This is a genomic window from Saccharomonospora sp. NB11 (assembly GCF_015910535.1).
Lineage (GTDB): Bacteria > Actinomycetota > Actinomycetes > Mycobacteriales > Pseudonocardiaceae > Saccharomonospora.
In genome coordinates, this window is the sequence record NZ_JACBJG010000003.1 from 211791 (window position 1) to 235467 (window position 23677).

Annotated in this window: 22 protein-coding genes and 2 tRNA genes; 9 read left to right on the forward strand and 15 right to left on the reverse strand. The window is 68.2% G+C overall.

Going from position 1 to position 23677, the window contains the following annotated elements:
- Window positions 1-11 precede the first annotated feature (11 nt).
- Together JAV51_RS05525 and JAV51_RS05530 are read right to left on the reverse strand one after the other, a co-directional pair.
- Window positions 12-84: transfer RNA gene (locus JAV51_RS05525), tRNA-Ala, on the reverse strand.
- Between the two features lie 34 nt (window positions 85-118).
- Window positions 119-307, reverse strand: a complete 189-nt coding sequence (locus JAV51_RS05530; protein WP_197319762.1) for a DLW-39 family protein — start codon at window positions 305-307, stop codon at window positions 119-121.
- A 129-nt stretch (window positions 308-436) separates the two neighbouring features.
- Between JAV51_RS05530 and JAV51_RS05535 the strand changes: the two genes are divergently transcribed.
- Window positions 437-670 (forward strand): CsbD family protein, encoded by a 234-nt coding sequence (locus JAV51_RS05535; RefSeq protein ID WP_197319763.1) that lies wholly within the window; start codon window positions 437-439, stop codon window positions 668-670.
- Between the two features lie 51 nt (window positions 671-721).
- On the opposite strand, the gene gvpU is transcribed toward JAV51_RS05535, so the two are convergent.
- From gvpU to dnaA, 11 genes are all read right to left on the reverse strand, one after another.
- Complete coding sequence (gene gvpU / locus JAV51_RS05540; RefSeq protein ID WP_197319538.1) at window positions 722-1138, reverse strand: gas vesicle accessory protein GvpU; 417 nt, start codon at window positions 1136-1138, stop codon at window positions 722-724.
- A 139-nt stretch (window positions 1139-1277) separates the two neighbouring features.
- Window positions 1278-2393, reverse strand: a complete 1116-nt coding sequence (locus JAV51_RS05545) for a calcium:proton antiporter (RefSeq protein WP_307845742.1) — start codon at window positions 2391-2393, stop codon at window positions 1278-1280.
- 178 nt (window positions 2394-2571) lie between these two features.
- A tRNA-Ile gene (locus JAV51_RS05550) sits at window positions 2572-2645 on the reverse strand.
- Window positions 2646-2694: 49 nt separating this feature from the next.
- Window positions 2695-3408: a DUF3566 domain-containing protein gene (locus tag JAV51_RS05555; RefSeq protein ID WP_197319540.1), complete on the reverse strand. Its 714-nt coding sequence runs from the start codon at window positions 3406-3408 to the stop codon at window positions 2695-2697.
- 32 nt (window positions 3409-3440) lie between these two features.
- Window positions 3441-6029 (reverse strand): DNA gyrase subunit A, encoded by a 2589-nt coding sequence (gene gyrA / locus JAV51_RS05560; protein ID WP_197319541.1) that lies wholly within the window; start codon window positions 6027-6029, stop codon window positions 3441-3443.
- Window positions 6030-6084: 55 nt separating this feature from the next.
- Entirely contained in the window at window positions 6085-8049 is a 1965-nt protein-coding gene (gene gyrB / locus JAV51_RS05565; protein WP_197319542.1) for a DNA topoisomerase (ATP-hydrolyzing) subunit B, read from the reverse strand.
- 292 nt (window positions 8050-8341) lie between these two features.
- A complete protein-coding gene (locus JAV51_RS05570; RefSeq protein WP_307845743.1) occupies window positions 8342-8920 on the reverse strand; it encodes a DciA family protein in 579 nt (192 codons plus the stop codon).
- A gap of 190 nt (window positions 8921-9110) precedes the next feature.
- A complete protein-coding gene (recF, locus tag JAV51_RS05575; protein WP_197319543.1) occupies window positions 9111-10271 on the reverse strand; it encodes a DNA replication/repair protein RecF in 1161 nt (386 codons plus the stop codon).
- Window positions 10272-11168, reverse strand: a complete 897-nt coding sequence (gnd, locus tag JAV51_RS05580; protein ID WP_197319544.1) for a phosphogluconate dehydrogenase (NAD(+)-dependent, decarboxylating) — start codon at window positions 11166-11168, stop codon at window positions 10272-10274.
- Between the two features lie 31 nt (window positions 11169-11199).
- Entirely contained in the window at window positions 11200-12327 is a 1128-nt protein-coding gene (dnaN, locus tag JAV51_RS05585) for a DNA polymerase III subunit beta (protein ID WP_197319545.1), read from the reverse strand.
- Between the two features lie 1218 nt (window positions 12328-13545).
- Window positions 13546-15300, reverse strand: a complete 1755-nt coding sequence (dnaA, locus tag JAV51_RS05590; protein ID WP_197319546.1) for a chromosomal replication initiator protein DnaA — start codon at window positions 15298-15300, stop codon at window positions 13546-13548.
- A 586-nt stretch (window positions 15301-15886) separates the two neighbouring features.
- Here dnaA and rpmH point away from each other — a divergent pair.
- The 8 genes from rpmH to JAV51_RS05630 all read left to right on the forward strand — a co-directional run bounded on the left by rpmH (window position 15887) and on the right by JAV51_RS05630 (window position 21233).
- A complete protein-coding gene (gene rpmH, locus JAV51_RS05595; protein WP_005442542.1) occupies window positions 15887-16024 on the forward strand; it encodes a 50S ribosomal protein L34 in 138 nt (45 codons plus the stop codon).
- 32 nt (window positions 16025-16056) lie between these two features.
- Entirely contained in the window at window positions 16057-16422 is a 366-nt protein-coding gene (gene rnpA, locus JAV51_RS05600) for a ribonuclease P protein component (RefSeq protein ID WP_197319547.1), read from the forward strand.
- Window positions 16419-16751, forward strand: a complete 333-nt coding sequence (gene yidD / locus JAV51_RS05605) for a membrane protein insertion efficiency factor YidD (protein WP_197319548.1) — start codon at window positions 16419-16421, stop codon at window positions 16749-16751. The genes rnpA and yidD overlap by 4 nt, the downstream gene beginning before the upstream one ends.
- A gap of 5 nt (window positions 16752-16756) precedes the next feature.
- Window positions 16757-17797 (forward strand): membrane protein insertase YidC, encoded by a 1041-nt coding sequence (gene yidC / locus JAV51_RS05610; protein ID WP_197319549.1) that lies wholly within the window; start codon window positions 16757-16759, stop codon window positions 17795-17797.
- A gap of 26 nt (window positions 17798-17823) precedes the next feature.
- On the forward strand, window positions 17824-18363 hold the full coding sequence (locus JAV51_RS05615) for a R3H domain-containing nucleic acid-binding protein (RefSeq protein ID WP_197319550.1): 540 nt from the start codon (window positions 17824-17826) through the stop codon (window positions 18361-18363).
- A gap of 176 nt (window positions 18364-18539) precedes the next feature.
- Window positions 18540-19232 (forward strand): 16S rRNA (guanine(527)-N(7))-methyltransferase RsmG, encoded by a 693-nt coding sequence (rsmG, locus tag JAV51_RS05620; RefSeq protein WP_197319551.1) that lies wholly within the window; start codon window positions 18540-18542, stop codon window positions 19230-19232.
- Window positions 19233-19320: 88 nt separating this feature from the next.
- A complete protein-coding gene (locus JAV51_RS05625; RefSeq protein WP_231641363.1) occupies window positions 19321-20220 on the forward strand; it encodes a ParA family protein in 900 nt (299 codons plus the stop codon).
- A complete protein-coding gene (locus JAV51_RS05630) occupies window positions 20217-21233 on the forward strand; it encodes a ParB/RepB/Spo0J family partition protein (RefSeq protein ID WP_197319552.1) in 1017 nt (338 codons plus the stop codon). The genes JAV51_RS05625 and JAV51_RS05630 overlap by 4 nt, the downstream gene beginning before the upstream one ends.
- A 92-nt stretch (window positions 21234-21325) precedes the next feature.
- Here the strand turns inward: JAV51_RS05630 and JAV51_RS05635 are convergent, their stop codons facing one another.
- Together JAV51_RS05635 and JAV51_RS05640 are read right to left on the reverse strand one after the other, a co-directional pair.
- Complete coding sequence (locus JAV51_RS05635) at window positions 21326-22276, reverse strand: D-alanine--D-alanine ligase (RefSeq protein WP_197319553.1); 951 nt, start codon at window positions 22274-22276, stop codon at window positions 21326-21328.
- A gap of 66 nt (window positions 22277-22342) precedes the next feature.
- A complete protein-coding gene (locus JAV51_RS05640; protein ID WP_197319554.1) occupies window positions 22343-23677 on the reverse strand; it encodes a PLP-dependent aminotransferase family protein in 1335 nt (444 codons plus the stop codon).

Here is a 23677-nt window from a genome sequence, read left to right on the forward strand (position 1 = left end):
CTCGATCCTTGTGGAGCTGAGGGGAATCGAACCCCTGACCTCCGCCTTGCAAAAGCGGCGCTCTACCAATTGAGCTACAGCCCCGAACCGCGGGCCGCAATGCCCACGGGGAAGTCTCTCAGTTCTTGCTCGCGGCGTCGGAACCGGCCTTCGCCGGCGCGCTGCCGTTCGAGGAAGCCCCGGTCGGGGCCACGGTCGGTGCGGTGGCCTCGCGCCACAGGTCAGCCTCGGCCTTCGCGTCCTTGTTGCGCTTGATCAGGAAGAAAACGCCGCCCGCGATGACCGCGAACGTCAACAGCTTCTTCACGGTGAAGCCCTCCTCGACAACCTGCTGACCGTGCACTCGTGATGTTACTCCACGGCACCGTCGCGCCGTTTACGCGGTCCTCCTGTCGGGTAGTTGATCGCCAGGATCGGACGAATGGAAGGAATTGTGATGGCGGGTGTCGACAAGAACCAGGAAGGCATCAAGGGCGCGGTCGAGGATCTGAAGGGGCGGGCGAAGGAGGCCGCCGGGACGGTGCTCGGCAACGACGACATGCAGCGCGAAGGTGGCGCGCAGCAGGAGAAGGGCAACGCCCAGAAGGACGCCGCCGAGAAGCAGAGCCAGGCCGAACAGGCGCAGCGCGAGGCCCGCGAGGCCGAGGAACGCGAACGTCGCCGGCAGTAGAAGCGCAGGTCGACGCCCGGCCATCTCGGTTCCACGTGGAACGGGAGACGCTCAGTAGCGCATGCTCGGCAGCGGAAGGCGCCCCAGCGCCCAACCCGACACCTCGGTCAGCAGACCGCGCCAGTGCACCCCGGGTTCCGGACCGAGATGGCCGTCCTGCGTGAGCCATTGCGAGTCACGCAGATGAATGTAGGTCACCTCGCCGTGCACTTCTCCGCGATTCTGCGCCGCCCGTTTCTTGTACACGACGGCTTGTTCTCGATACACGTTCGCGATGTGGTAGGCCGCTTCCGAACCCTCCATTTCCACGAGAGTGGCGACCTCTTCCATCCACCGCGGAGCGGTGACGAGATCTCCGGAGATGATTCCGCCGGAGACACTCAGCGTGACACCCATGGCGAAATCCTCCATCTGATTCGCGGCGTCCACGAACGCCTGCAGGAGGAAATCCGGCCGGGCCGCTGCCATCCCTCGCCTCCCTTCGCCCTGGTCGACGACCTACCACCGACCGTTCCGAGCCCGTAGCTACCCGCGACGGGAGCGCTTCAACGGCTGACGGCGCGCGAATCACGCCTGTGACGGACAGCGATCGAGCCGACCGGGGGTCTCACGCGAACACGGTGAGGACGTAGCCGAGGAAGACCGTGAGGTGCGCAGCTCCGTGCACAGCGGTCACCCGGTTCGCGGCGAAGGTCGTCACCGACAGCAGGAGACTCACGCCGAGCACGACGAGGTTGCCCGGCGACTCGGCCAGCACGACGGGCTGTCCGGTGACGGTGCCGATCGCGAGCACGGCGGGGACCGTCAGCCCGACCGTGGACACCAGCGCACCGTGGCACAGGTTGCTCACGCGCTGGATCTCGCCCTGGAGCGCCGCCCGCACCGCCGTGAGGGTCTCGGGCAGGAACACGATGACCGCGATCAGCAGGCCTGCGAGTGCCACGGGCGCCCCGAGGCGGCCGAGTCCGTCGTCGAGGAGCGTGGCCATGTCGTGCGAGAGCAGCACGATCGGCAGCACCGTCACCACGAGCAACCCGACCCGGGCCGGCACCTCGCCACGGTGTCCGGCGGACACCCGCCCGCGACCGCTGTCACCCTCGGCGACGGCTGCCTGATGATCGACCTCGCGGAAGTCGTCGGCCTGTGCCCCCGTCTGCCGGACGAGGAAGAAGGCGTACAGCGCGGGCACGGCCACCATCACGGGGATCGCCTGCCCCGGCAGGTAGGAGCCGTCACGCCCGATGAACGCGGGAACGGCGAACGCCAGCATCGAGAGCACGACGATGAGGGCGAGGTAGGTCGAGGTCCCGGCGCGGTTGTGTCTCAGAGCGCCGTGCCGGAGCCCGCCGACGAGCAGGCAGAGCCCCACCACCGCGTTGAGAATGATCATCGACACCGCCATCACCGAGTCGCGCGCGATGGTGCTGTGGTCGCCGGGCCCGAGCATGACCGCGGAAATGAGGATCACCTCGATCGCCACGATCGACAACGTGAGCACGAGGGTGCCGTAAGGATCGCCGAGCCGCCGAGCGAGGTGCTCGGCCTCGTGGACGACGCCGAAGGCACAGACCAGCACGACACCGACGATCCCGGCGAGTGCACCGACCAACAGCGGAGCAGCGACGGGCGGTTCGAACAGCGAACTCGCGACGCTCAGGACGGCGACGGCGCCCCAACCGAGAAGTATGCGAGCGATCGCGACGGGCGTGACGACGGAACGCACCGAGGCACTGAACACGGGGAAACTCGTCCTCTTCCGCGAGGGTCGTCCCTCGCGTCGACCGAACGAACGGGCCGTCCCGTCCGGCAAGCCTGCGGCCTCCAGCGTACGTGCCGCCGACGCAGGCCCCACACAGCACTCAGCCCCCGTTCCCTACCGGGAGACGGGGGCTGAGTTTCTGTGGGCCCAGGAGGACTTGAACCTCCGACCTCTTCGTTATCAGCGAAGCGCTCTAACCGCCTGAGCTATGGGCCCTGAACGCTGACCAGCTTAGCGCAAGCGGATCAGCGCCCTCGCAGAGGGGTCACTCTCGTTCCGACAACGTCAGTTCCAGGCCGCCGGTGAGGCCGGCGCACACGTTGTAGACGAACGCGGCGACCGTGGTCAGCGCGGAGATCAGCACGATGTTCACGGCTCCGACGATGGCCGCGGCGCCGAACACCGTGCCCGCCGTGATGAGCACGTCGCCGTCGGCGGCGGCGTCGTTGGCCACCAGCGAGTTGTAGGTGCCGTTGATGTTGTCCCACACGCCCATGCCGTCGAGCACCATGTACAGCACCCCGACGGCCACGAGCCACACGAAGAACAACGCGACCCCGAGCACGAGCGACAGCTTGAGCACCGACCACGGGTCGACACGTTTCACCTGGAGGTTCGCCCTCCGGGGTCCGCGGCCCGGCCTGCGGAACGCACTCACCGGCCGGGACGCCGACGCCGTGCTGGTCCTCGCCGCGGGCCCGGAGTCACCGCCCTGGGCGAACAGCCCGGCACCCACTCCGGCCGAGGCGAACGCGGGCTCGGTGGCACCGCCCTCCTGCGGGGACGGTACTGACGACGAGGGCGGGCTGACATCATCCTGACCCGACTGGCTTGGAAGCCACTGCGTGGCGGCGTCGCCGTCACCGTCCGGCGATTCCGTGGCGCCGTCCTTGGCGACCCGCTGCCACGGTGGAACTTCCCCCGCACTGGTGTCGGCCCCACCGGAGCCGCGCTGTTCGGTGTTGTCAGGTGATGTCACAACCCGTCAGTCCCTCTGTCTGTCGCGAGCCACTACTGCTGCTCCGTGTCGGTGTCCGGCACGGCATCTCCGTCGGTCACGGCCTCGGCCCCAGCCTCGGCCACCGTGCCCTCGGCGTCCGCGTCGGCGCCCTCCGGCTCCTCCACTTCGGGGACGTCCGACGGCCGGTCCGCGTTGCGCGCCACCGCCAGCAGGGTGTCGCCCTCACCGAGGTTGATCAGCCGCACGCCCTTGGTCTGCCGTCCGGCCTGACGCACCTGCGCCGCAGGCGTCCTGATCACCCCGCCGCTCGACGTGATCGCGAACAACTCGTCGTCTGCGTCGACGATGAGCGCCGTCACCAGACTGCCACGTTTCGTGTCGTGCTGAATGGTCAGCACGCCCTTACCACCCCGGCCCTGCACCGGGTAGTCCTCGACGGCGGTGCGCTTGGAGTAGCCGCCCGAAGTGGCGACCAACAGGTACGTGCCCGGCTTGACGACGTTGATGCTGAGCAGCTCGCCGCCGTTGTTGAACCGCATGCCCAACACACCGGAGGTGGCCCTGCCCATCGGCCGCAACGCCTCGTCGGTGGCGTGGAAGCGGATCGACTGCCCATCCGACGACACCAGCAGCAGGTCGTCCTCGGCGGAGGCGAGCACCGCACCGACCAGCTCGTCGCCCTCGCGCAGGTTGATACCGATCAGACCGCCCGACCGCGGGGAGTCGAAGTCGGCGAGCCTGGACTTCTTCACCAGGCCCTTCTTCGTGCCGAGGATGAGGTAGGGCGCCACCTCGTAGTTCGGGATCTGGATGACGCTCGCGATGTGTTCCTCGGGTTGGAACGCCAGCAGGTTGGCCACGTGCTGACCGCGCGCGTTGCGGTTGGCCTCGGGGAGGTCGTACGCCTTCGCCCGGTAGACCCGACCCTTGTTGGTGAAGAAGAGCACCCAGTCGTGTGTGGAGCACACGAAGAAGTGCTCGACGATGTCGTCCTGCTTGAGCGTCGCGCCCTGCACTCCCTTTCCGCCGCGCTTCTGCGAGCGGTACAGGTCGGTCTTGGTGCGCTTCGCGTAGCCGGTGCGCGTGATCGTGACGACGACGTCCTCTTCGGCGATGAGGTCCTCCATGGACACGTCGCCGTCGTAGGGAATGATCTGCGTGCGGCGGTCGTCGCCGTACTTGTCGACGATCTCCGCCAGCTCGGCCCGCACGATCGCCCGCTGCCGCTGCGGCTTGTCGAGGATGTCCTGCAGGTCGGCGATCTTCGCCTCGATGTCGGCGAGCTCGTCGATGATCTTCTGCCGTTCCAGGGCGGCGAGTCGACGGAGCTGCATGTCGAGGATCGCGGTGGCCTGCACCTCGTCCACGCCCAGCAACTCCATCAGCCCGGCGCGGGCCTCGTCGACGCTCGGCGACCGGCGGATGAGCGCGATCACCGCGTCGAGCTGGTCGAGGGCTCGGACCAGACCACGCAGGATGTGGGCGCGTTCCTCGGCCTTGCGCAGCCGGAACCGCGTCCGGCGGACGATGACCTCGATCTGGTGGTTGACGTAGTGCCGCACCATCTGGTCGAGGCGCAGTGTCCTCGGCACCCCGTCCACCAGCGCCAGCATGTTGACACCGAAGTTGTACTGGAGCTGGGTGTGCTTGTAGAGGTTGTTCAGCACGACCTTGGCCACCGCGTCACGCTTCAGCGTGATCACGATGCGCATGCCGCTGCGGCTGTTCGACTCGTCGGCGATGTCGGCGATGCCGGTGATCTTGCCGTCGCGGGCCAGCATCGCGATGTTCTCGACGAGGTTGTCCGGGTTCACCTGGTACGGCAGCTCGGTGACCACGAGGATGGTGCGCCCCTTGGCGTCCTCCTCGACCTCCACCACGGCCCGCATGCGGATCGAACCACGACCGGTGCGGTAGGCGTCGGCGATGCCCTGGGTCCCGAGGATCAGACCACTCGTGGGGAAGTCCGGGCCCTTGATGCGCTGCATCAGGGCTTCCAGCAGCTCCTCGTCGTCCGCGTCCGGGTTGTCCAGCGCCCAGAACACGCCGTCGGCGACCTCGCGCAGGTTGTGCGGCGGGATGTTGGTCGCCATCCCGACCGCGATGCCCGAACCGCCGTTGACGAGCAGGTTCGGAATACGGCTCGGCAGGACGTCGGGCTCACGGGTGCGGCCGTCGTAGTTGTCGGAGAAGTCGACCGTCTCTTCCTCGATGTCCCGCAGCATCTCCATCGCGAGCGGGTCGAGGCGCGACTCGGTGTACCGCATGGCGGCGGCCGGGTCGTTGCCGGGCGAGCCGAAGTTGCCCTGGCCGTCGATCAGCGGGTACCGCATCGACCACCGCTGGGCGAGCCGCACCAGGGCGTCGTAGATCGCCGAGTCGCCGTGCGGGTGGTAGTTGCCCATCACGTCGCCGACGACGCGCGAGCACTTGTTGTACCCGCGGTCGGGCCGGAAGCCCGAGTCGTACATCGAGTAGAGGACGCGGCGGTGCACCGGCTTCAGGCCGTCCCGCACGTCCGGCAGAGCTCGCGACACGATCACGCTCATCGCGTAATTGATGTACGAGTTCTGCATCTCCTGCTGGATGTCCACCGGCTCGATGCGTCCGTGGGGGCTCGGCGGCAGAGTTTCGGTCACGGCTGGATGTTCCTTTCACACGGTCGGACGTCTGGCACGGGTACGGGCACCGCCGTCAGACGTCCAGGAACCGCACGCCCTTGGCGTTGCGGGTGATGAACGAACGCCGTGCTTCGACGTCCTCGCCCATCAGCACGGAGAAGAGCTCGTCGGCCGTCGCCGCGTCGTCGAGGCTGACCTGCAGCAACACGCGGTTGGCGGGGTCCATCGTGGTCTCCCACAACTCCTCGGCGTTCATCTCGCCGAGACCCTTGTACCGCTGGATGCCGTCGTCCTTGGGAAGCTTGCGACCCGCCTCGGCGCCCGCTCGCAGCAGCCCGTCGCGTTCGCGGTCGCTGTAGGCGTACTCCGGCTCCGACCGAGGCCACTTGATCTTGTAGAGCGGGGGCTGGGCGAGGTAGACGTGCCCGTGCTCGATCAGCGGGCGCATGAACCGGAACAGCAGGGTCAGCAGCAGCGTCCGGATGTGCTGGCCGTCGACGTCGGCGTCGGCCATGAGCACGATCTTGTGGTACCGCAGCTTCGAGAGGTCGAAGTCGTCGTGGATGCCGGTGCCCAGCGCCGTGATGAGCGACTGGACCTCCTGGTTCTTCAGCACCCGGTCGATCCGCGCCTTCTCGACGTTAATGATCTTGCCTCGGATCGGGAGGATCGCCTGGTAGCGCGAGTCGCGGCCTTCCTTGGCCGACCCACCGGCCGAGTCACCCTCGACGATGTAGAGCTCGCACTCCTCCGGGTCGCGCGAGCGGCAGTCCTTCAACTTGCCCGGCAGGCCGCCGATGTCCATCGCGCCCTTGCGTCGCACGAGGTCGCGGGCCTTGCGGGCGGCCATGCGCGCCTGCGCGCTCGACACCGCCTTGTTGATGATGATCTTGGCTTCGGCGGGGTTGCGCTCGAACCAGTCGGCCAGCCACTCGTTGCAGGTGGTCTGCACGAACGACCGCGCCTCGCTGTTGCCGAGCTTGGTCTTCGTCTGGCCCTCGAACTGCGGCTCGGCGACCTTGATGGAGATGATCGCCGCCAGTCCCTCGCGGACGTCGTCACCGGTGAGGTTGGCGTCCTTCTCCTTGAGCAGCTTCTTGTCGCGCGCGTAGGCGTTGACCACGCGGGTCAGTGCGGCGCGGAAGCCCTCCTCGTGCGTACCGCCCTCGTGCGTGTTGATCGTGTTGGCGAAGGTGTAGACCGACGGCGTGAAGCTGCTGTTCCACTGCATCGCCACCTCGACTTCGAGGCCCTCGCCCTTCTGCTCGAACGAGATGACGCTCGGGTGGATGGGGTCCTTCGAGGCGTTGATGTAGGAGACGAAGTCCTGCAACCCGCCCGGGTAGTAGTAGGTGCGCTCCTTGATGCCGGCGCGCTCCCCGGTGGCGTCCTCGTCGCTCTCGTCGGCGACCCGCTCGTCGCGCAGCACGATGGTGAGGCCCTTGTTGAGGAAGGCCATCTCCTGCAGGCGGCGGGCCACCGTCTCCGCGCTGTACTCGGTGGTCTCGAAGATCTCGGGGTCGGCCCAGAAGGTGACGCTGGTGCCCGTCTTGTCGGTGGGCCCCTTGTCGATGAGCTCACCGGGCACGGACTTCTCGTAGTGCTGCACCCAGATCCTGCCGTCGCGCTGCACCTCGACGTCGAGCGCGGTGGACAGCGCGTTCACCACGGACACACCGACACCGTGCAGACCACCGGAGACGGCGTAGGTCTCGCTGTCGAACTTGCCGCCCGCGTGGAGCTGCGTCAGCACGATCTCCAGCGTGGGCTTGCCGTGCACCGGGTGGACGTCGACGGGAATGCCTCGACCGTCGTCCACGACCCGCACCCCGCCGTCGGCGAGCAACGTGACCTCGACGCGCGTGGCGAACCCGGCCATCGCCTCGTCGACGGAGTTGTCCACGACCTCCTGGATCAAATGGTGCAGGCCACGCTCACCGGTCGAACCGATGTACATACCGGGGCGCTTGCGGACCGCCTCCAAGCCCTCGAGCACTGTGATGGAGGACGCACTGTATTCGCTGTTCTTCGCTGCCACCGGCTGACTTCTCCTCGTCTCGCCCACGGGACACTGTGACACGGGTCCCACGTCGGGCTTGAAGCTGACACGCGTTCCGGCACCAATCCGGCTTGCCGTGACAAGTTTACTTGGCCAGTCGCGCTCACAGGCACCAAGGACAGCCCTCACTGCGTCACAGAGCCGCGAAATCGTGGCGGTGCGAGTCCGGCCTCGGACGCCATCCGGGCCGACCCGGCCCGTGCGATCTCAGGCTGCGTTCCGCGAGCGGTTCCCCAGAGTGACCGGACACACCCGACGCCCCACTGGCACCTCAACCGTAGGTGTCTCGGGGCCCCCTTCCTGGAATGTGTCGCGGGCCCTTCCGCCAACTCGGCGCGGTCGGCCCCTGGATCCGCATCGTGGTCACCACGCCGTGGCCGACGCCCGCTGCGATTCTTGCCAGGAGTTGCCGTTGCAGCAAACGCAACTGGGTCGCCCAGGCCGTCGAGCTGGCGCGCACGGTCAGCTCCCCGTTGTTCAACGACACCGGCTGGGCGTGTTCGGCGACCTCGGCACCCACCAACGTCGCCCACTGCCCGAACACCCGGCCGTTCGCGAGTCGGCTCGTCCACCCGAGCTGGGTCGACAGCCGCGACACCAGTCGCCCGAAGGGCTGCGGGTCCCGCTCGTCCGCGCCGGGCCCCGACCAGCGGCGGCGACGCGGGTTCTGTCCCGAGAGTGCGCGGACACCCGGCGTCGACGTGCCGGGCTTGCGGACGCCGGGTTCGGTGCCCCGGGCGGCGGCGCGTTCCTTCGCCGCGGCCAAGGCGGCACGAGCGAGGTCGCGGCCGCGAGGCTGATTCGCGTCGCCGGTCACACCGGCCGACGCGTCGGCCCGGCCCCCGGCCACGTCGGCCTCCGCGCCGCTGTTACGCTCTGGACTCCGCTCGCGAGTCCGCGGGCTCGCCGGCCCCCTCGACGCGCTGATCGAGCCGTCTTGTGGTAGCGCGCTACCCGAGTTATCCACACTATCCACAGAGTTGTCCCCAGATCGGTGGGTAACTTGTGTGTCGGCCGTCACATTCTCCGGTGAGAGCCGCCTAGCCACGAGTCACCTCGCCCTCGGACACGAAGTACCGCGCACCGTCGAGTTCCGTCGGCACGTCCCCCTCGACGGCGGCGGTCACGAGCACCTGCTCCGCCTTCGCAGCAACGTCGGCCAGTCGGGCCCGCCGCCGCGAGTCGAGTTCGGCGAACACGTCGTCGAGCAGCAACACCGGCTCGCCACCCGACTCGTCACGCAACAACTGGTAGGACGCCAGCCGCAGCGCGAGGGCGAACGACCACGACTCGCCGTGGCTCGCGTACCCCTTCGCAGGGGCCTGTCCGAGCACCAGGTCGAGGTCGTCCCGGTGCGGCCCCACCAGACTCACCCCACGCTCCAGCTCGGCGTCCCGCGAGCGCGCCAACGCACCCCGCAGCACCTCGGCCATCCGGTCCGGCGTCACTCTCGGCCCGTCGGGGACGCCACTGCCCTCGGGCAGCGCGTCACCCAGGCTCGACCGGTAGGAGATCAACGCCGGTCGCGAGTCGGGAGCGACCTCGGCGTAGGCCGAGGCCACGAACGGAGCCAGGTCGGCGACCAGATTCAGTCGAGCCGCCAACAACTCCGCCCCGGCCTCGGCGAGTTGGTCGTCCCAGACCTGCAACGTCGACTCCACGTACGGATCGTCGCCGCGGCCCCGCCGACCGCGACCCACCGTCTTCAACAGCGCGTTGCGCTGCCGAAGCACGCGGTCGTAGTCGGAGCGCACCCCCGCGAACCGGGGCGCACGTTGGACCAACAGTTCGTCGAGGAACCGTCGACGCTCGGACGGGTCGCCCCGCACCAACGACAGGTCCTCCGGCGAGAACAGCACCGTTCGCAGAATCCCGAGGACGTCGCGAGGTCTGCCGACTGCGCCGCGGTTGACCCGAGCCCGGTTCGCCCGGCCCGGCGCGATCTCCAACTCCACGGTGAGCTCGCGGCCCTCGTTCACCACCGCCGCACGCACCAAGGCGCGATCACGTCCGTGCCGCACCAGAGGTGCGTCGGTCGAGACCCGATGCGACCCGAGCGTGGCCACGTAACCGACGGCTTCGAGCAGGTTCGTCTTACCCCGCCCGTTGGGCCCCACCAACACCGTGGGCCCCTGGTCGAGCGGGAGATCGACGTGCTCCCACGACCGGAAGTCGGTCACCTGGAGGTGCCGCAGGTACACCTAGCCGGATACCTTCTTCGTCTTGACCGCGTGTCCACCGAACTGCTCACGCAGGGCGGCCACCGCCCGCATCGCCGCCGAGTCCTCCTGCCGGGAGGAGAACCGGGCGAACAACGCCGCGGAGATCACCGGAGCCGGGACCGCGTTGTTGATCGCTTCCTCCAGCGTCCAACGTCCCTCGCCGGAGTCCTCGACGTATCCTTCGAGATCACTCAGCCCGGGGTCCTCGTCGAGAGCGCGAACCAGCAGCTCCAACAGCCACGACCGTACGACGGTGCCGCGCTGCCACGCCTTGACGACGGCGGGCACGTTCTTCACCACGTCGGAGGCGTCGAGCAGTTCGAAGCCCTCGGCGTACGCCTGCATCAGGCCGTACTCGATGCCGTTGTGCACCATCTTCGCGTAGTGCCCCGCCCCGACGCCGCCCGCGTGGGCGAAGCCTTCCTCTCGGGGACCTTCGGGCCGCAACGCGTCGAAGATCGGCATCGCGCGTTCCACGTCGGCCTCGTCGCCACCGACCATCAGGCCGTAGCCGTTGTCCTTGCCCCAGACACCACCGGAGACACCGACGTCGAGGTAACCGATGCCGTGCCGACCGAGCAGTTCGGCGTTGTGGGCATCGTCGGTGTACCGGGAGTTGCCGCCGTCGATGACCAGGTCGCCTTCGTCGAGCAGCTCCGCGAGGTCGGCCACGGTCTGCCGGGTCGCCTCCCCTGCGGGCACCATGACCCACACGATGCGCGGAGCCGCCAACCCCGAGACCAGCTCCTGCAGCGACGCGACGTCGCTGACCTCGGCGTTGCGGTCGTAACCGACCACGTCGTGGCCGGCCGCCCGAAGGCGTTCCCGCATGTTGAAGCCCATCTTGCCCAGACCGACGAGTCCAAGCTGTGCCATTCGCATACTCCCCGTCTCGACTGTGCCGTGTTCAGCCAGGAAGCCGAACCGGCATCAAAAGGTAGAGGTAGCCGGGCACGACGTCACCGTTGTCGTCGGCAGGCTTGATCAACGCGGGCCGGTTGGGCGTCGTGAACGTCAGCTCGGCCCGCTCGGAGTGCAGAGCACCGAGTCCGTCGACCAGGTACGCCGGGTTGAACGCAATGGTCACCGGGTCCCCCTCGTAGTCGACCGGAAGCTCCTCCTCCGCGCTTCCCTCGTCGTCGCCGCCCGCCGACAGTCGCAGCGAACCGTCCGCGAACTCCAGCCTGACCTGGGTGCCCCGTTCGGCGACGAGCGACACCCGCTTGATCGCCTCGGCGAGGGCGGGGACGTACAGGACCGCTCGCGACGAGTGGTCGGAGGGAAGCAACTGTCGGTAGGGCGGGAACTCGGCGTCGATCAGCCGCGTGGTGGTGAACTTGCCCGCTCCGGAGAGGCCGAGCAGGCCGTCCCCACCCGCGAGACCGATCTGCACCGTGGTGCCGGCCGAGCCGAGTGACTTCGCCGCGTCAGCGAGAGTGCGCGCCGGGACCAGCACGGCCGAGTCGGCGATACCGTCGGCGGGCTGCCAGCTGAACTCGCGCATGGCGAGCCGGAAGCGGTCCGTGGCGACGAGGGTCAGCGTGCTTCCCGTGATCTCGACGCGCATGCCGGTGAGCATGGGAAGCGTGTCGTCCTTGCCCGCGGCCACGGCCACCTGGGCGACCGCCTGGGCGAAGGCGTCACCCGCGACCTCGCCGGCGAGTTCCGGCTGCGCGGGAAGCTGTGGATAGTCCTCGACCGGCATGGTCGGCAGGCTGAACCGGGCGTTGCCACAGGTGATGGTGGCGCGTGCACCTTCGACCGCGATGTCGACCGGCTTGGCGGGCAGCGCCTTGGTGATGTCGGCGAGCAGTCGACCGGACACGAGGGTGCGGCCCTCGTCGGCGACCGTCGCGGGAACCCCGACCGTGGCCGAGACCTCGTAGTCGAATCCGGAGACCGTCAGCGCTTCGGAGTCACCACTCGCGTCGAGGAGCACACCACCGAGGACGGGAACGGGCGGCCTCGACGGCAGGCTCCGGGCCACCCAAGCGACGGCGTCGGCAAGCCCGTCGCGCTCGACGCGGATCTTCATGCGCCCATCCTTTCGACAGCCGAGCCGGTTGGAGCTCGTGAGATCGCATACCGCCGGTGGATGACTCCCGGCGAGGCTTCTGGGTCCGCACGGCGACGCTTCGTGGCGACCACCGGCACCTGTCCCGGCGCGCCGAGCACACCGACGTGTGGACTCCCACGGTAGAGCGTGCCGATCGACGACGTCACCTCGGCCCAGGGGTTCGAGAGACCGGCCCCCAGGCCTCTCGGAGCCTCGTCCGGAGCGAGTTGTCCCCAACTTCGAGCCGAGCCTGTTTTTCTTCTTTTCTTCTCAGAAGAAGAACAAGAGTAGTCGTAGTAGTAAGGGCTGTGGATAGTGTGGACAACCCTCGTTTTCCCAGCTCATTGCCCCTATCGGGGTGTGGACAGCCTGGTGATGGATCCGTGGATAACTCGGCGGACCGGTGGATGGATGAGTGCCAACAAGGAACTATCCACATCTCGGCCAAGTTGTCCACAGTTCTATCCACAGATTTCGGCCGAGTTGTACCCAGGTTGTCCACCGTCCACACACAGGTCCACAGCCCACCAGCGCGCTCGACCCCGTGTTGTGGACGAAACTGTGGGCAACCCTGTGGATTGCCTGTGGAAACATTGTGGATAGGTGTGGACAACTCGGCGTCGTCGCTCGTCCTGGGACCTATCCACAGACTTATCCCCAATCGGGTTACCTTGTGGATAACTCGAAAAACCAGCACGTGTGACTTTTTTCGACGAGTCCCCCGCTGTGAGTAAGAACAGGCTCCCGAAGGCCTGATCCAGCAACGTTCCCCGTGACTTCGGGCGTTCTCCGGCAGGTTTCGGCGGCGCCCAGGGAGGCTCGGCACCTCGCAGCTCCGGCACCTCACGGCTCAAGCGGCGCCCCGGGACGGCTCCGACACCCTGCAGCTCCAGTACCGACGGCTCCGGCGGCCGGGGACGACTCCGTGGCGGGAGGTCCGGGCACCGAGTCCCGCCGACGAGCAGCGTCGTCCCAGCACCCCCGGCACGCAGCGTCAGTCAGTGTCTGCGGGACGGTCCGTTCGCGACGCGGTCGTCGGTGCGACGGGAACAGCGTTCGTACGGGGTGGCCCGGCAACGGCGCAGGCCGACGACGCGCAGCACGGAACGGACGCGGCGCGTCGGAAGCGGCCGATGAGACGACGACGCGCCCCGAATCGTCGGGGGCGCGAGAGAGAAGAGGAAGCGGTCGGCGACGCTACTGGCGGGCGCGCTGCTTGATACGGGAGGTGAGTTCCTGCACCTGGTCGTAGATCCGGCGACGCTCGGCCATCTCCTTGCGGATCTTCTTGTCGGCGTGCATCACCGTGGTGTGGTCTCGGCCGCCGAAGGCCTGCCCGATCCTCGGCAGCGACATGTCGGTGAGTTCCCGACACAGATACATCGCGATCTGCCGCGCGGTCGCCAGCGCCTTGGTCTTCCCCGGACCGCAGAGGTCGTCGAGCGAGACGTCGAAGAACTCCGCCGTGGCGCGCATGATGGTGGCCGCGCTGATCTCCGGAGCCTGCGCGTCGGTGGGGATGAGGTCACGCAGCACGATCTCCGCGAGTCCCACGTCCACCGGCTGCTGGTTCAGCGACGCGAACGCCGTGACCCGAATCAGGGCGCCCTCCAGCTCGCGGATGTTCGCCTCGATCCGCGCGGCGATGAACTCCAACACCTCGCCCGGGACGGCCAACCGGTCCTGGGCGGCCTTCTTCCGGAGGATCGCGATGCGCGTCTCCAGCTCCGGCGGCTGGATGTCGGTGATCAGACCCCACTCGAACCGGGTGCGCAGCCGCTCTTCGAGCGTCTCCAACCGCTTCGGCGGGCGGTCCGACGACACCACGATCTGCTTGTTCGCGTTGTGCAGCGTGTTGAAGGTGTGGAAGAACTCCTCCTGAGTACCTTCCTTGCCCTCCAGGAACTGGATGTCGTCGACGAGCAGGATGTCGATGTCGCGGTACCGACGTTGGAAGGCCACCTTGCGGTCGTCACGCAACGAGTTGATGAAGTCGTTGGTGAACTCCTCCGTCGACACGTAGCGCACCCGCATCCCCGGGAACAGGCGCTGCGCGTAGTGGCCGACCGCGTGCAGCAGGTGGGTTTTGCCCAGCCCCGACTCGCCCCAGACGAACAGCGGGTTGTAGGCACGCGACGGCGCCTCGGCCACCGCGACGGCCGCGGCGTGCGCGAAGCGGTTCGACGCGCCGATGACGAACGTGTCGAAGTTGTACTTCTCGTTCAGCCGGGTCTTCGATGTCTGTGGCTGCGCGGGCGCGGTGTAGGGCTGACCCGCGATCGGCTGCCCCGAGAACGTCGGCCAGATCTCGTGGACCGCGGCGAGGGCCTCGCCTTCCTCGTCGACCTCTTCCTCGGCCTCGTCGTTCTCCGCCGAGTGCTTGGGATGAGTGGTCGCAGGCTGCGGCGGCCCACCCGGCCGAGGCGGTGGATGGGCCGCCGGCATGGTCGGTGGGTGGGTGCGGTGTGCGGGTCCGGGCATGCGCGGTTCCACGGACTCCGAACGCGGCCGAACGGCCGGGATGATGATGGTGTCCTCGCCCGAGGACATGCTTGGCGGCCTGCCCTGCGACACCGTCGGTCTGTCGGAGGGCGGCGGTGGAGAACTCGGGCCTGTTCCGTAACGAGCCGGAGGCGTTCCGCCCGGGGCGGTGTTGGTCGGCGGCGCGGGCGGGGGAGCCGGTGCGCTCTCCGTGGTGTCGACCTTCACCGCCAGGGACACCTCACGACCCAGGTGTCGGGAGAGCGCCGAGGTGATCGGCTCACGAAGCGCACGCTCGATGGCTTCCTTGGCGAAGTCGCTCGGAGCGGCCAACAGTGCGGTGCCGTCCAGCAGCCCGATGGGGCGTGTCACCCGCATCCACGCGCGTTGCTGCGGGGACAGCGTTCCGTCGGAGAGTTCTGCGACAACCTGCTCCCAGACAACAGCCAGATTCAGCTGATGCTCAGACACGCTGCTCCGCTCCCCTCCCCTCGACCTTTCCCTCCTCGACGGCTCGGCGGAGCGTCACGGCAGGTCGGTGTGGCCACCCGCGCAGCAGGTATCCACAGAGTTGTCCACAACTTGTGAACCAATGTACGCCCGACCCGCGGACCCTCCATCCCGCGGGACCACGCTGTTGCCCCGGACCACTCTCAGCGCCGACGTCACCACCCCGGTCGCGGTCGTGACGACCGAGGAGGGGTGACGCTAACAAGCTGTGCGCGTGGCCACAAGCCGCGCGCGAGGGCAAGGAAACCACGGGGTTTGGCACATCGCCAGCGCAGTTGTACAAACGGGTGATGTGATCTCCGCTCGCCCGCCAGGGGGACCGCGCGGACGGCGTCGGCGGTGGGCTTCGTAGGCTCGGGACGTGAGCGCCGTCGCCGCTCACCAGGGGGCGGTGTCGCAGGCCAGGTGGCCACTGCGTACCCTCGTAAGGTCTACCGCTGACAGCGGCGCCTTTCGCCTGCCCGCCTTTCAGTGCCGGGCGGGGATCGAGTTGCTCGTCGCGGTGGCACCGACGACCGAACGCCGCAAGACCAGGAGAACCACTGCCGTGAGCAAGCGCACCTTCCAGCCGAACAACCGTCGTCGCGCGCGGACCCATGGGTTCCGGCTGCGCATGCGGACGCGTGCAGGCCGCGCCATCCTGGCGGCCCGCCGTCGCAAGGGCCGCAACCGGCTCTCGGCCTGATCACGTCGCAGCCTGCGACGACGGGGCGCGGCGTGTTACCAGCCGACGCTCGTTTGCGGCGTAGCGACGAGTTTCGTGCCGTGATGCGGGGCGGCGTCCGATGCGGGCGCCGCCGTTTGGTGCTGCACGCGCGCGTCGAACCCGACCAGCCGCGCAAGGCAGGTTTCGTCGTGAGCAAGGCTGTGGGCAACTCCGTTGTCCGACACCGGGTGACGCGGCGACTTCGGCACCTCGTCGCGCAAAGGCTCGGAACCTTACCCGAAGGCAGTGCGTTGGTCGTTCGAGCACTTCCTGCAGCCGCTGCCGCGTCGAGCGCAGAGCTCGGTGCGGACCTGGATGCGGCACTGCGGCGGCTGGGACTGTCGTCGTCCCGCGACAACACTGGATCAACGGCGTGAACGAAGACCACCCGGCCGGGACAGCCCCGGTCGACGAGCGCGACACCGGCGCGTCACCTCGGCCGACGCCCGTGGCGTGGGTCCTGCTGCTGCCGATCCGCTTCTACCGCAAGGCGATCTCCCCGTACCTTCCCCCGATGTGCCGGTTCTACCCGAGCTGTAGCACCTACGCGGCCCAAGCCCTCACCCGCTTCGGCGCCGCCCGCGGCACCTATCTCGCCGTGCGTCGGTTGCTGCGTTGCGGACCGTGGACCGCTCCGGGGCGAGACCCGGTTCCCGAGAAGTTCAGCTTCCGGTACCAAGGCCCTGGTATGTCTACCGAGGAGTAGCTCTAGTGCTCGACTTCATCTACTACCCTGTGTCGTTCATCCTCTGGGTGTGGCACAAGGTCTTCGGTTTCGTCTTCGGTGAAGACAACGCCATCGCCTGGATCCTGGGCATCATCTTCCTGACGTTCACCGTCCGCGGGCTGCTGTTCAAGCCGTTCGTGAACCAGGTCCGCTCGATGCGGAAGATGCAGGACTTCGCTCCCGAGGTCAAGAAGATCCAGAAGAAGTACGCCAACGACCGGCAGCGTCAGGCGATGGAGATGCAGCGGCTCCAGAAGGAGCACGGCGTCAACCCGCTGGGCAGCTGCCTGCCGATGCTTCTTCAGATCCCGGTGTTCATCGGTCTGAACTGGGTCCTCCGGAACTTCCGTCCCGGCGCGGAGTCGAACTACTTCTTCGACGCCTCGGACGTCGCCTCCTACGTCGACGCGCAGATCTTCGGCGTGAACCTGGGTGACGCCATCAACCACCTCGGCATGATGGGCGGCAGCGGCGAGTCCGGCTGGCACTGGGACGTCGCGCCGGTCGCCGTGCCGTTGATGATCGTGGCCTCCGTGGCGACCCACTTCACCGCCCGACACTCGGTCGCTCGCCAGAACCCGGCCGCGGCCACGCAGCAGACCGCGGTGATGAACAAGCTGACGCTGTGGATCTTCCCCGCCGGTGTGTTGGTGTTCGGTGCCTTCTTCCCCATCGGTCTGCTGATCTACTGGCTCGCCAACAACATGTGGACGCTGGGCCAGCAGCGCCTCGTCTACACGCGGATCGACAAGGAAGAAGAAGCCAAGAAGGAAGCCGCCAGGCAGAAGCGCGACGACCTGGCCCCGAAGCCGGGCCAGAAGCCGAAGGTCGGCCAGAAGCCGCGGCCGGGGCAGAAGCCGGCCCCGAAGGCGGGTCAGCCCAAGCAGCAGAACAGCAGCGACAACACCAAGAACGGCAAGTCCCCGAAGAACAGCGGCAGCAACGTACGTGGTGGCGCCTGGGCGAAGAACGGCGGGAACCGACCCGCGGGCAGCAAGAAGGCCCAGGGACGTAAGCGGCGCTGACACGGGGCTGGGAAGGGAGACACGACATGTCCGATACGGCCGAGGTGGTCGGCGCCGGAGAACAGGACACCGCTGGAGCGGTGGTGAACGACGCGGACGACAACGAGGACCTTCTGGTACGGGAAGGCGACATCGCCGGCGACTACCTGGAGCGGTTGCTCGACATCCTGGACTACGACGGCGACATCGACCTTGATGTCGAGGCCGGGCGCGCGGTGGTGAGCATCGACGGCGGTGACGACCTGGACAAGCTCGTCGGTCCCCGTGGCACGGTGCTGGAGGCGCTGCAGGAGCTGACGCGGCTGGCGGTGCAGCAGGAGACCGGGACGCGCAGCAGGCTGATGCTCGACATCGCCGGGTGGCGCGCTGCCCGGCGTGAGGAGCTGCGGGCGATCGGTCGTTCGACCGCGGAGACGGTCCGCGACTCCGGTGAGCCGGTGCGGTTGCAGCCGATGAGTCCGTTCGAGCGGAAGATCGTGCACGACGCCGTCGCGACGGTCGACGGCGTGACGAGTGAGAGTGAAGGCGAGGAGCCGAAGCGTCGCGTGGTGGTCAAGCCCGAGTAGCGGCGCGTCGAGCGACGTCATACCAAGCGGCCCGTCAGGTCAATCCTGGCGGGCCGCTTTCGTGTTTCACGTGAAACGCGCCGCAGGTGGGCAACGCGAAGCCGCGCTCACGGCATCGGGGACAATCGTGCGCAGCCTGTTCCACGTGAAACAGGGCCGCATCGGGAGGAGTGCCAGTGGAGCCAGAGGACGTCGGGTCGGAGGTGTCGACAGCGGCGAGCGTCGTGTTCGGCGAGCACGTGGAGGCGGCGGAGCAGTTCGTCGCGATGCTCGCGACCCACGGGGTGGAGCGTGGTCTGATCGGGCCGCGAGAGGTCGACCGGCTGTGGGACCGACACGTGCTGAACTCGGCCGTGCTCGCCGAGCTCGTTCCGCACGGGGCGCGCGTGGTCGACGTCGGCTCCGGGGCAGGCTTTCCTGGAATACCTCTCGCCATCGCGCGGCCTGATCTCGATATTGTTCTCCTCGAACCCATGGCTCGCCGGGTCGAGTGGTTGACCGAAGTGGTCGAGACGCTCGCGCTTGAGGTGAGCGTCGAGCGTGGCCGCGCGGAGGAGAAAGTGGTGCGACGCCGAATCGAAGGCGCGGACGTCGTGACCGCCCGAGCAGTCGCTCCGCTGGCGAGGCTCGCAGAGTGGTGTCTCCCCCTCGTCCGACCCTCGGGGACGCTGCTCGCCTTGAAGGGGCAGACGGCAGCCGACGAGATCGAGCGCGATCGGTCTGCTGTGCGCAAGGCAGGGGGTGGCGAGCCCAGGATCGTGCGTTGCGGCGCTTCAGTCCTGGAGACCCCGACCACCGTCGTTGCCATCGAACGGGTGGAGTCGGGCGCGCCCGGAGTTGCGCGGAAACGCGGACGGAAGAAGCACTGAGAGGATTGGCGCAGCGAATGACGACCAGTACGGAGCGGCGGATGTTCCACGTGAAACAGCACGGCGCGGCGGTGCGGGGTGGTGCCCGATGACCTCTTCCGACGCCGGTCTCAGGGGCACCCCGATCGCCGAGGAGGCGGTCCGCGCGGCCCGTGTCCTCCATCCCGACGCCAACTCCATGCCGCGCCCGGTGCGGCGCCGCATCATCACCGTGGCGAACCAGAAGGGCGGGGTCGGGAAGACGACCAGCACGGTGAACCTCGCGGCCGGGCTCGCGCTGCACGGGGTGCGGACGCTGGTCATCGACCTCGACCCGCAGGGCAACGCCAGCACGGCGCTCGACGTCGACCATCGCTCGGGAACACCGTCGGTGTACGAGCTGCTTCTCGGTGAGGTGTCGCTCGTCGACGCGGTGCAAACGAGTACGCAGTCTCAGGACCTTCTCTGCGTCCCGGCGACCATCGACCTCGCGGGCGCCGAGATCGAGCTGGTGTCGATGGCGCAGCGGGAGTCGCGACTGAAGGAAGCCCTCACCGCGGAGGCGCTCGACGCGTTGGGTGTCGACTACGTCTTCATCGACTGCCCTCCGTCGCTCGGCCTGCTGACGGTCAACGCCCTCGTCGCCGCGCAGGAGGTCCTCATCCCCATCCAGTGCGAGTACTACGCCCTGGAGGGTCTGGGTCAGCTCCTCAACAACATCGACCTGGTGCAGCGGCACCTGAACCAGTCGCTCAGCGTCTCGACGATCCTGTTGACCATGTACGACGGGCGGACGAAGCTGGCCGACCAGGTGACCCAGGAGGTCCGCCGCCACTTCGGCGACGTGGTGCTGCGGACGGTGATCCCGCGCAGCGTGAAGGTCTCGGAAGCGCCGGGCTACGGCCAGACGGTGCTGTCGTACGACCCCGGCTCCCGGGGTGCGATGAGTTACGTGGATGCGGCGCGTGAGGTCGCCGAACGTGGATCGAGCAGGGGACGACAACCATGAGTGAACGCAGAGGGGGGCTCGGCCGCGGCCTTGCCGCCTTGATCCCCACCGGGCCGGCCGATTCCGGGGGCGGTGAGGCCCCCGGCAACGCCCCGCGCGGTGGTTCCGCAGGCAGCGGTGCGGCGGGCGACAAGGGGTGGTTCGCCGCGAACGGCGCCGTTCAGCCCGTCGGCGGTGAGGTCGCCGGTGCGGTGTACCGCGAGGTGCCCGTCGAGTCGGTGAAGCGCAATCCGAAGCAGCCGCGGCAGGTCTTCGACCAGGATGCGCTTGCCGAGCTGGAGCACTCGATCCGCGAGTTCGGCCTCATGCAGCCGATCGTGGTGCGGCAGTTGGGGCCGGACGAGTACGAACTCGTCATGGGCGAGCGCCGGCTGCGCGCCTCGCAGCAGGCGGGTCTGGAGAAGATCCCGGCGATCGTCCGGAGCACGGCCGACGAGGCGATGCTGCGGGACGCGCTGCTGGAGAACATTCACCGCGTGCAGTTGAACCCGCTCGAAGAAGCGGCGGCGTACCAACAGTTGCTCGACGAGTTCGGGGTGACCCACGAGGAGCTCGCCTCGCGGATCGGCCGGAGTCGACCGGTCATCACGAACACCATCCGCTTGCTTCGGCTGCCTCTCCCCGTGCAGCGACGGGTGGCGGCCGGGGTGCTTTCGGCGGGGCATGCCCGTGCGCTGCTGTCACTGGAGGAACCCGATCGGCAGGAGGAGCTCGCGGCGCGCATCGTGGCCGAGGGCCTGTCGGTCAGGGCGACCGAGGAAGCGGTCACTCTCGCCAAGAGCGAGAAGAAGCCGAAGCCGAAGAAGGCGGCCCGGGAGCCCAAGACGATGCCGGGTGTCGAGGCGCTCGCCGAGCGGTTGTCCGACGCGTTCGACACAAGGGTGAAGGTCGACGTCGGGCGTCGGAAGGGCCGGATCGTGGTCGAGTTCGGTTCGGTGGACGACCTGGAGCGGATCGTCGCACTGATGACCGAAAATCAGACAAAAAGGTCGCCGAAAACCGACGACCAATGACACCGGGTCATTATGTCACGGTGACGAAAGGAAAATCGGCCGCGAGGATGGCTCCGAACCACCTCGCGGCCGATCAACTACCCCGCAGCGGATCAACCGCCTCGCTGAGCGGCGCGATGAACGAGATCGGTGAACACCGCGCCGAGTGAGGTCCCGGCGGCCTCGAACGCCATCGGAACCGTGGAGGTCTCCGTGAGGCCGGGCGAGGAGTTCACTTCGAGGAAGTGCACGGTGCCGTCCTCCGCGACGATCGCGTCGGTACGCGAGATGTCACGGAGCCCCAGGAGCGAGTGCGCCTGCACGGCGAGTTCCTGCACGGCCGCCCGCGACTCGTCGGACAACCGCGCGGGCGCGAAGAAGTCGGTGAGACCCGCGGTGTAGCGGGCGGTGTAGTCGTAGACACCGCCTTCGGGAACGATCTCCACCGGAGGCAACGCCTCAGGACCGCCGTCGCGCTCGACGACCGCCACTGCCACCTCCACGCCGTCCACGAACTGCTCGGCCAGCACGGTGTCGCCGTAGGCGAAACAGCCCACCATGGCGGCGGGCAGCTCGGCCGCGTCGTGTACGACCTGAGCGCCGAGAGCCGAGCCGCCCTGGTCGGGCTTGAGGATCAACGGGAGACCGAGCCGTTCGACCATCGCGTCGAGCACGGGCTGCGCGCCGAGCTCGCGGAAGGTGCTGTGCGGCAGCGACACCCATCGCGGCGTGCTGAAGCCGGCATTCTCCACCAGCGCCTTGGCGATCGGCTTGTCCCAGGCCTTGCGGCAACCCCGGGAGCTGGTCCCGACGTACGGCACCCCGAGCATCTCCAGAATGGTCTGCACCGAGCCGTTCTCCCCCGCCCCGCCGTGCAGGGCGACGACGGCGGCGTCCGGGCGTTCGTTCTGCAGTCGTTCGAGCAGACCGGAGTCGGTGTCCCACTCGTGCACCGTCAGACCCTGGTCCCGCAACGCCACGGACAGTCTGCGGCCCGACCGCAACGAGACGTCTCGCTCGTGTGACAGTCCGCCTGCGAGAACGGCGACAGTACCCTCGGCCAACGGGGTCTCCTCGTGATGTTCGATCGGGTGGGGCGAAGGACGCGCGCGGCCGGGCCGCTTGCGGCGTCAGGCCGTGTCGGGGCTCGGGAACTGCGGACCGGACACGGCGCGGGTGGTCACGCTACCGAACGTGCGCATGAGCTCCATTTCGGACTCCAGCACTCCGGCGAGCCGACGGACGCCCTCACGGATGCGCTCCGGCGTCGGGTAGCAGTACGACAGGCGCATCTGCCTGCTGCCGAAGCCGTCGGCGTAGAAGCCGGTGCCGGAGGCGTAGGCGACCCGCGCGGTCACCGCCCTGGGCAGCATGGCCTTCGTGTCGACGCCTTCGGGCACCGTGACCCACACGTAGAAGCCGCCCTCGGGCCGGGTCCACGTGCAGCCTGCGGGCAGGTGCTGCTCCAGCGCGGACAGCATCGCGTCGCGGCGTTCACGGTAGTTCTCGCGGAAGGTCTTGATCTGCCCCTTCCAGTCGTGGGTTTCGAGATAACGCGACACCACGAGCTGGTTGAGCGTCGGCGGGCAGAGCGTGGCCGACTCGGCGGCGAGCACGAGCTTCTCGCGCACCGCGTGCGGGGCGAGCACCCAGCCGACGCGCAGACCCGACGCGAAGGTCTTCGAGAACGAACCGAGGTAGACGACGTTCTCGGGCGCGAGCGAGTGCAGCGACGGATAGGTCTGACCGTCGAATCCCAGCAGCCCGTACGGGTTGTCCTCGACGATGAGGACGTCGTGTTCGGCGCAGATCTCGACGATCTCCGCGCGGCGTTCGACCGAGAGCGTCACGCCGGCGGGGTTGTGGAAGTTCGGGATCGTGTACAGGAACTTGACCCGCTGACCGCGCTTCGCGGCCTGCGCGAGTGCCTCCCGGAGGTTCTCGGGCACCAGGCCGTCGTCGTCCATGGCGACGTGCACGACGTTGGCCTGGTAGGCGGCGAACGAACCGAGCGCGCCGACGTACGACGGCCCCTCGGCGATCACGACGTCACCGGGGTCGCAGAACAGTCGGGTCACCATGTCGAGGCCCATCTGCGAGCCGACGGTGACCACGACGTCGTCAGGATGCGCGGTGATGCCCTCCATGGCCATCACCTCGCAGATCTGCTCCCGCAACACGGGGACGCCCTGCGCGGAGCCGTACTGCAGCGCCACGAGTCCGTCCTCGGCCACGACCTCCGCCATCTGCGTCGACAGCGAGTCGAGCGGCAGGGCCGCGAGGTTGGGCATGCCGCCCGCCAGGGAGACGACCTCGGGTCGACTGGCCACCGCGAAGAGCGCTCGAATCTCGGACGCGGTCATGCCTGCGGTGCGCGCGGCGTACCGGTCGAGGTGCGGATCGAGGTTCTGCCGACTGGGCGTGGAGCCCGGCCGTGCCGGCTGCGGCGGCTGGGAGGAAGTCAT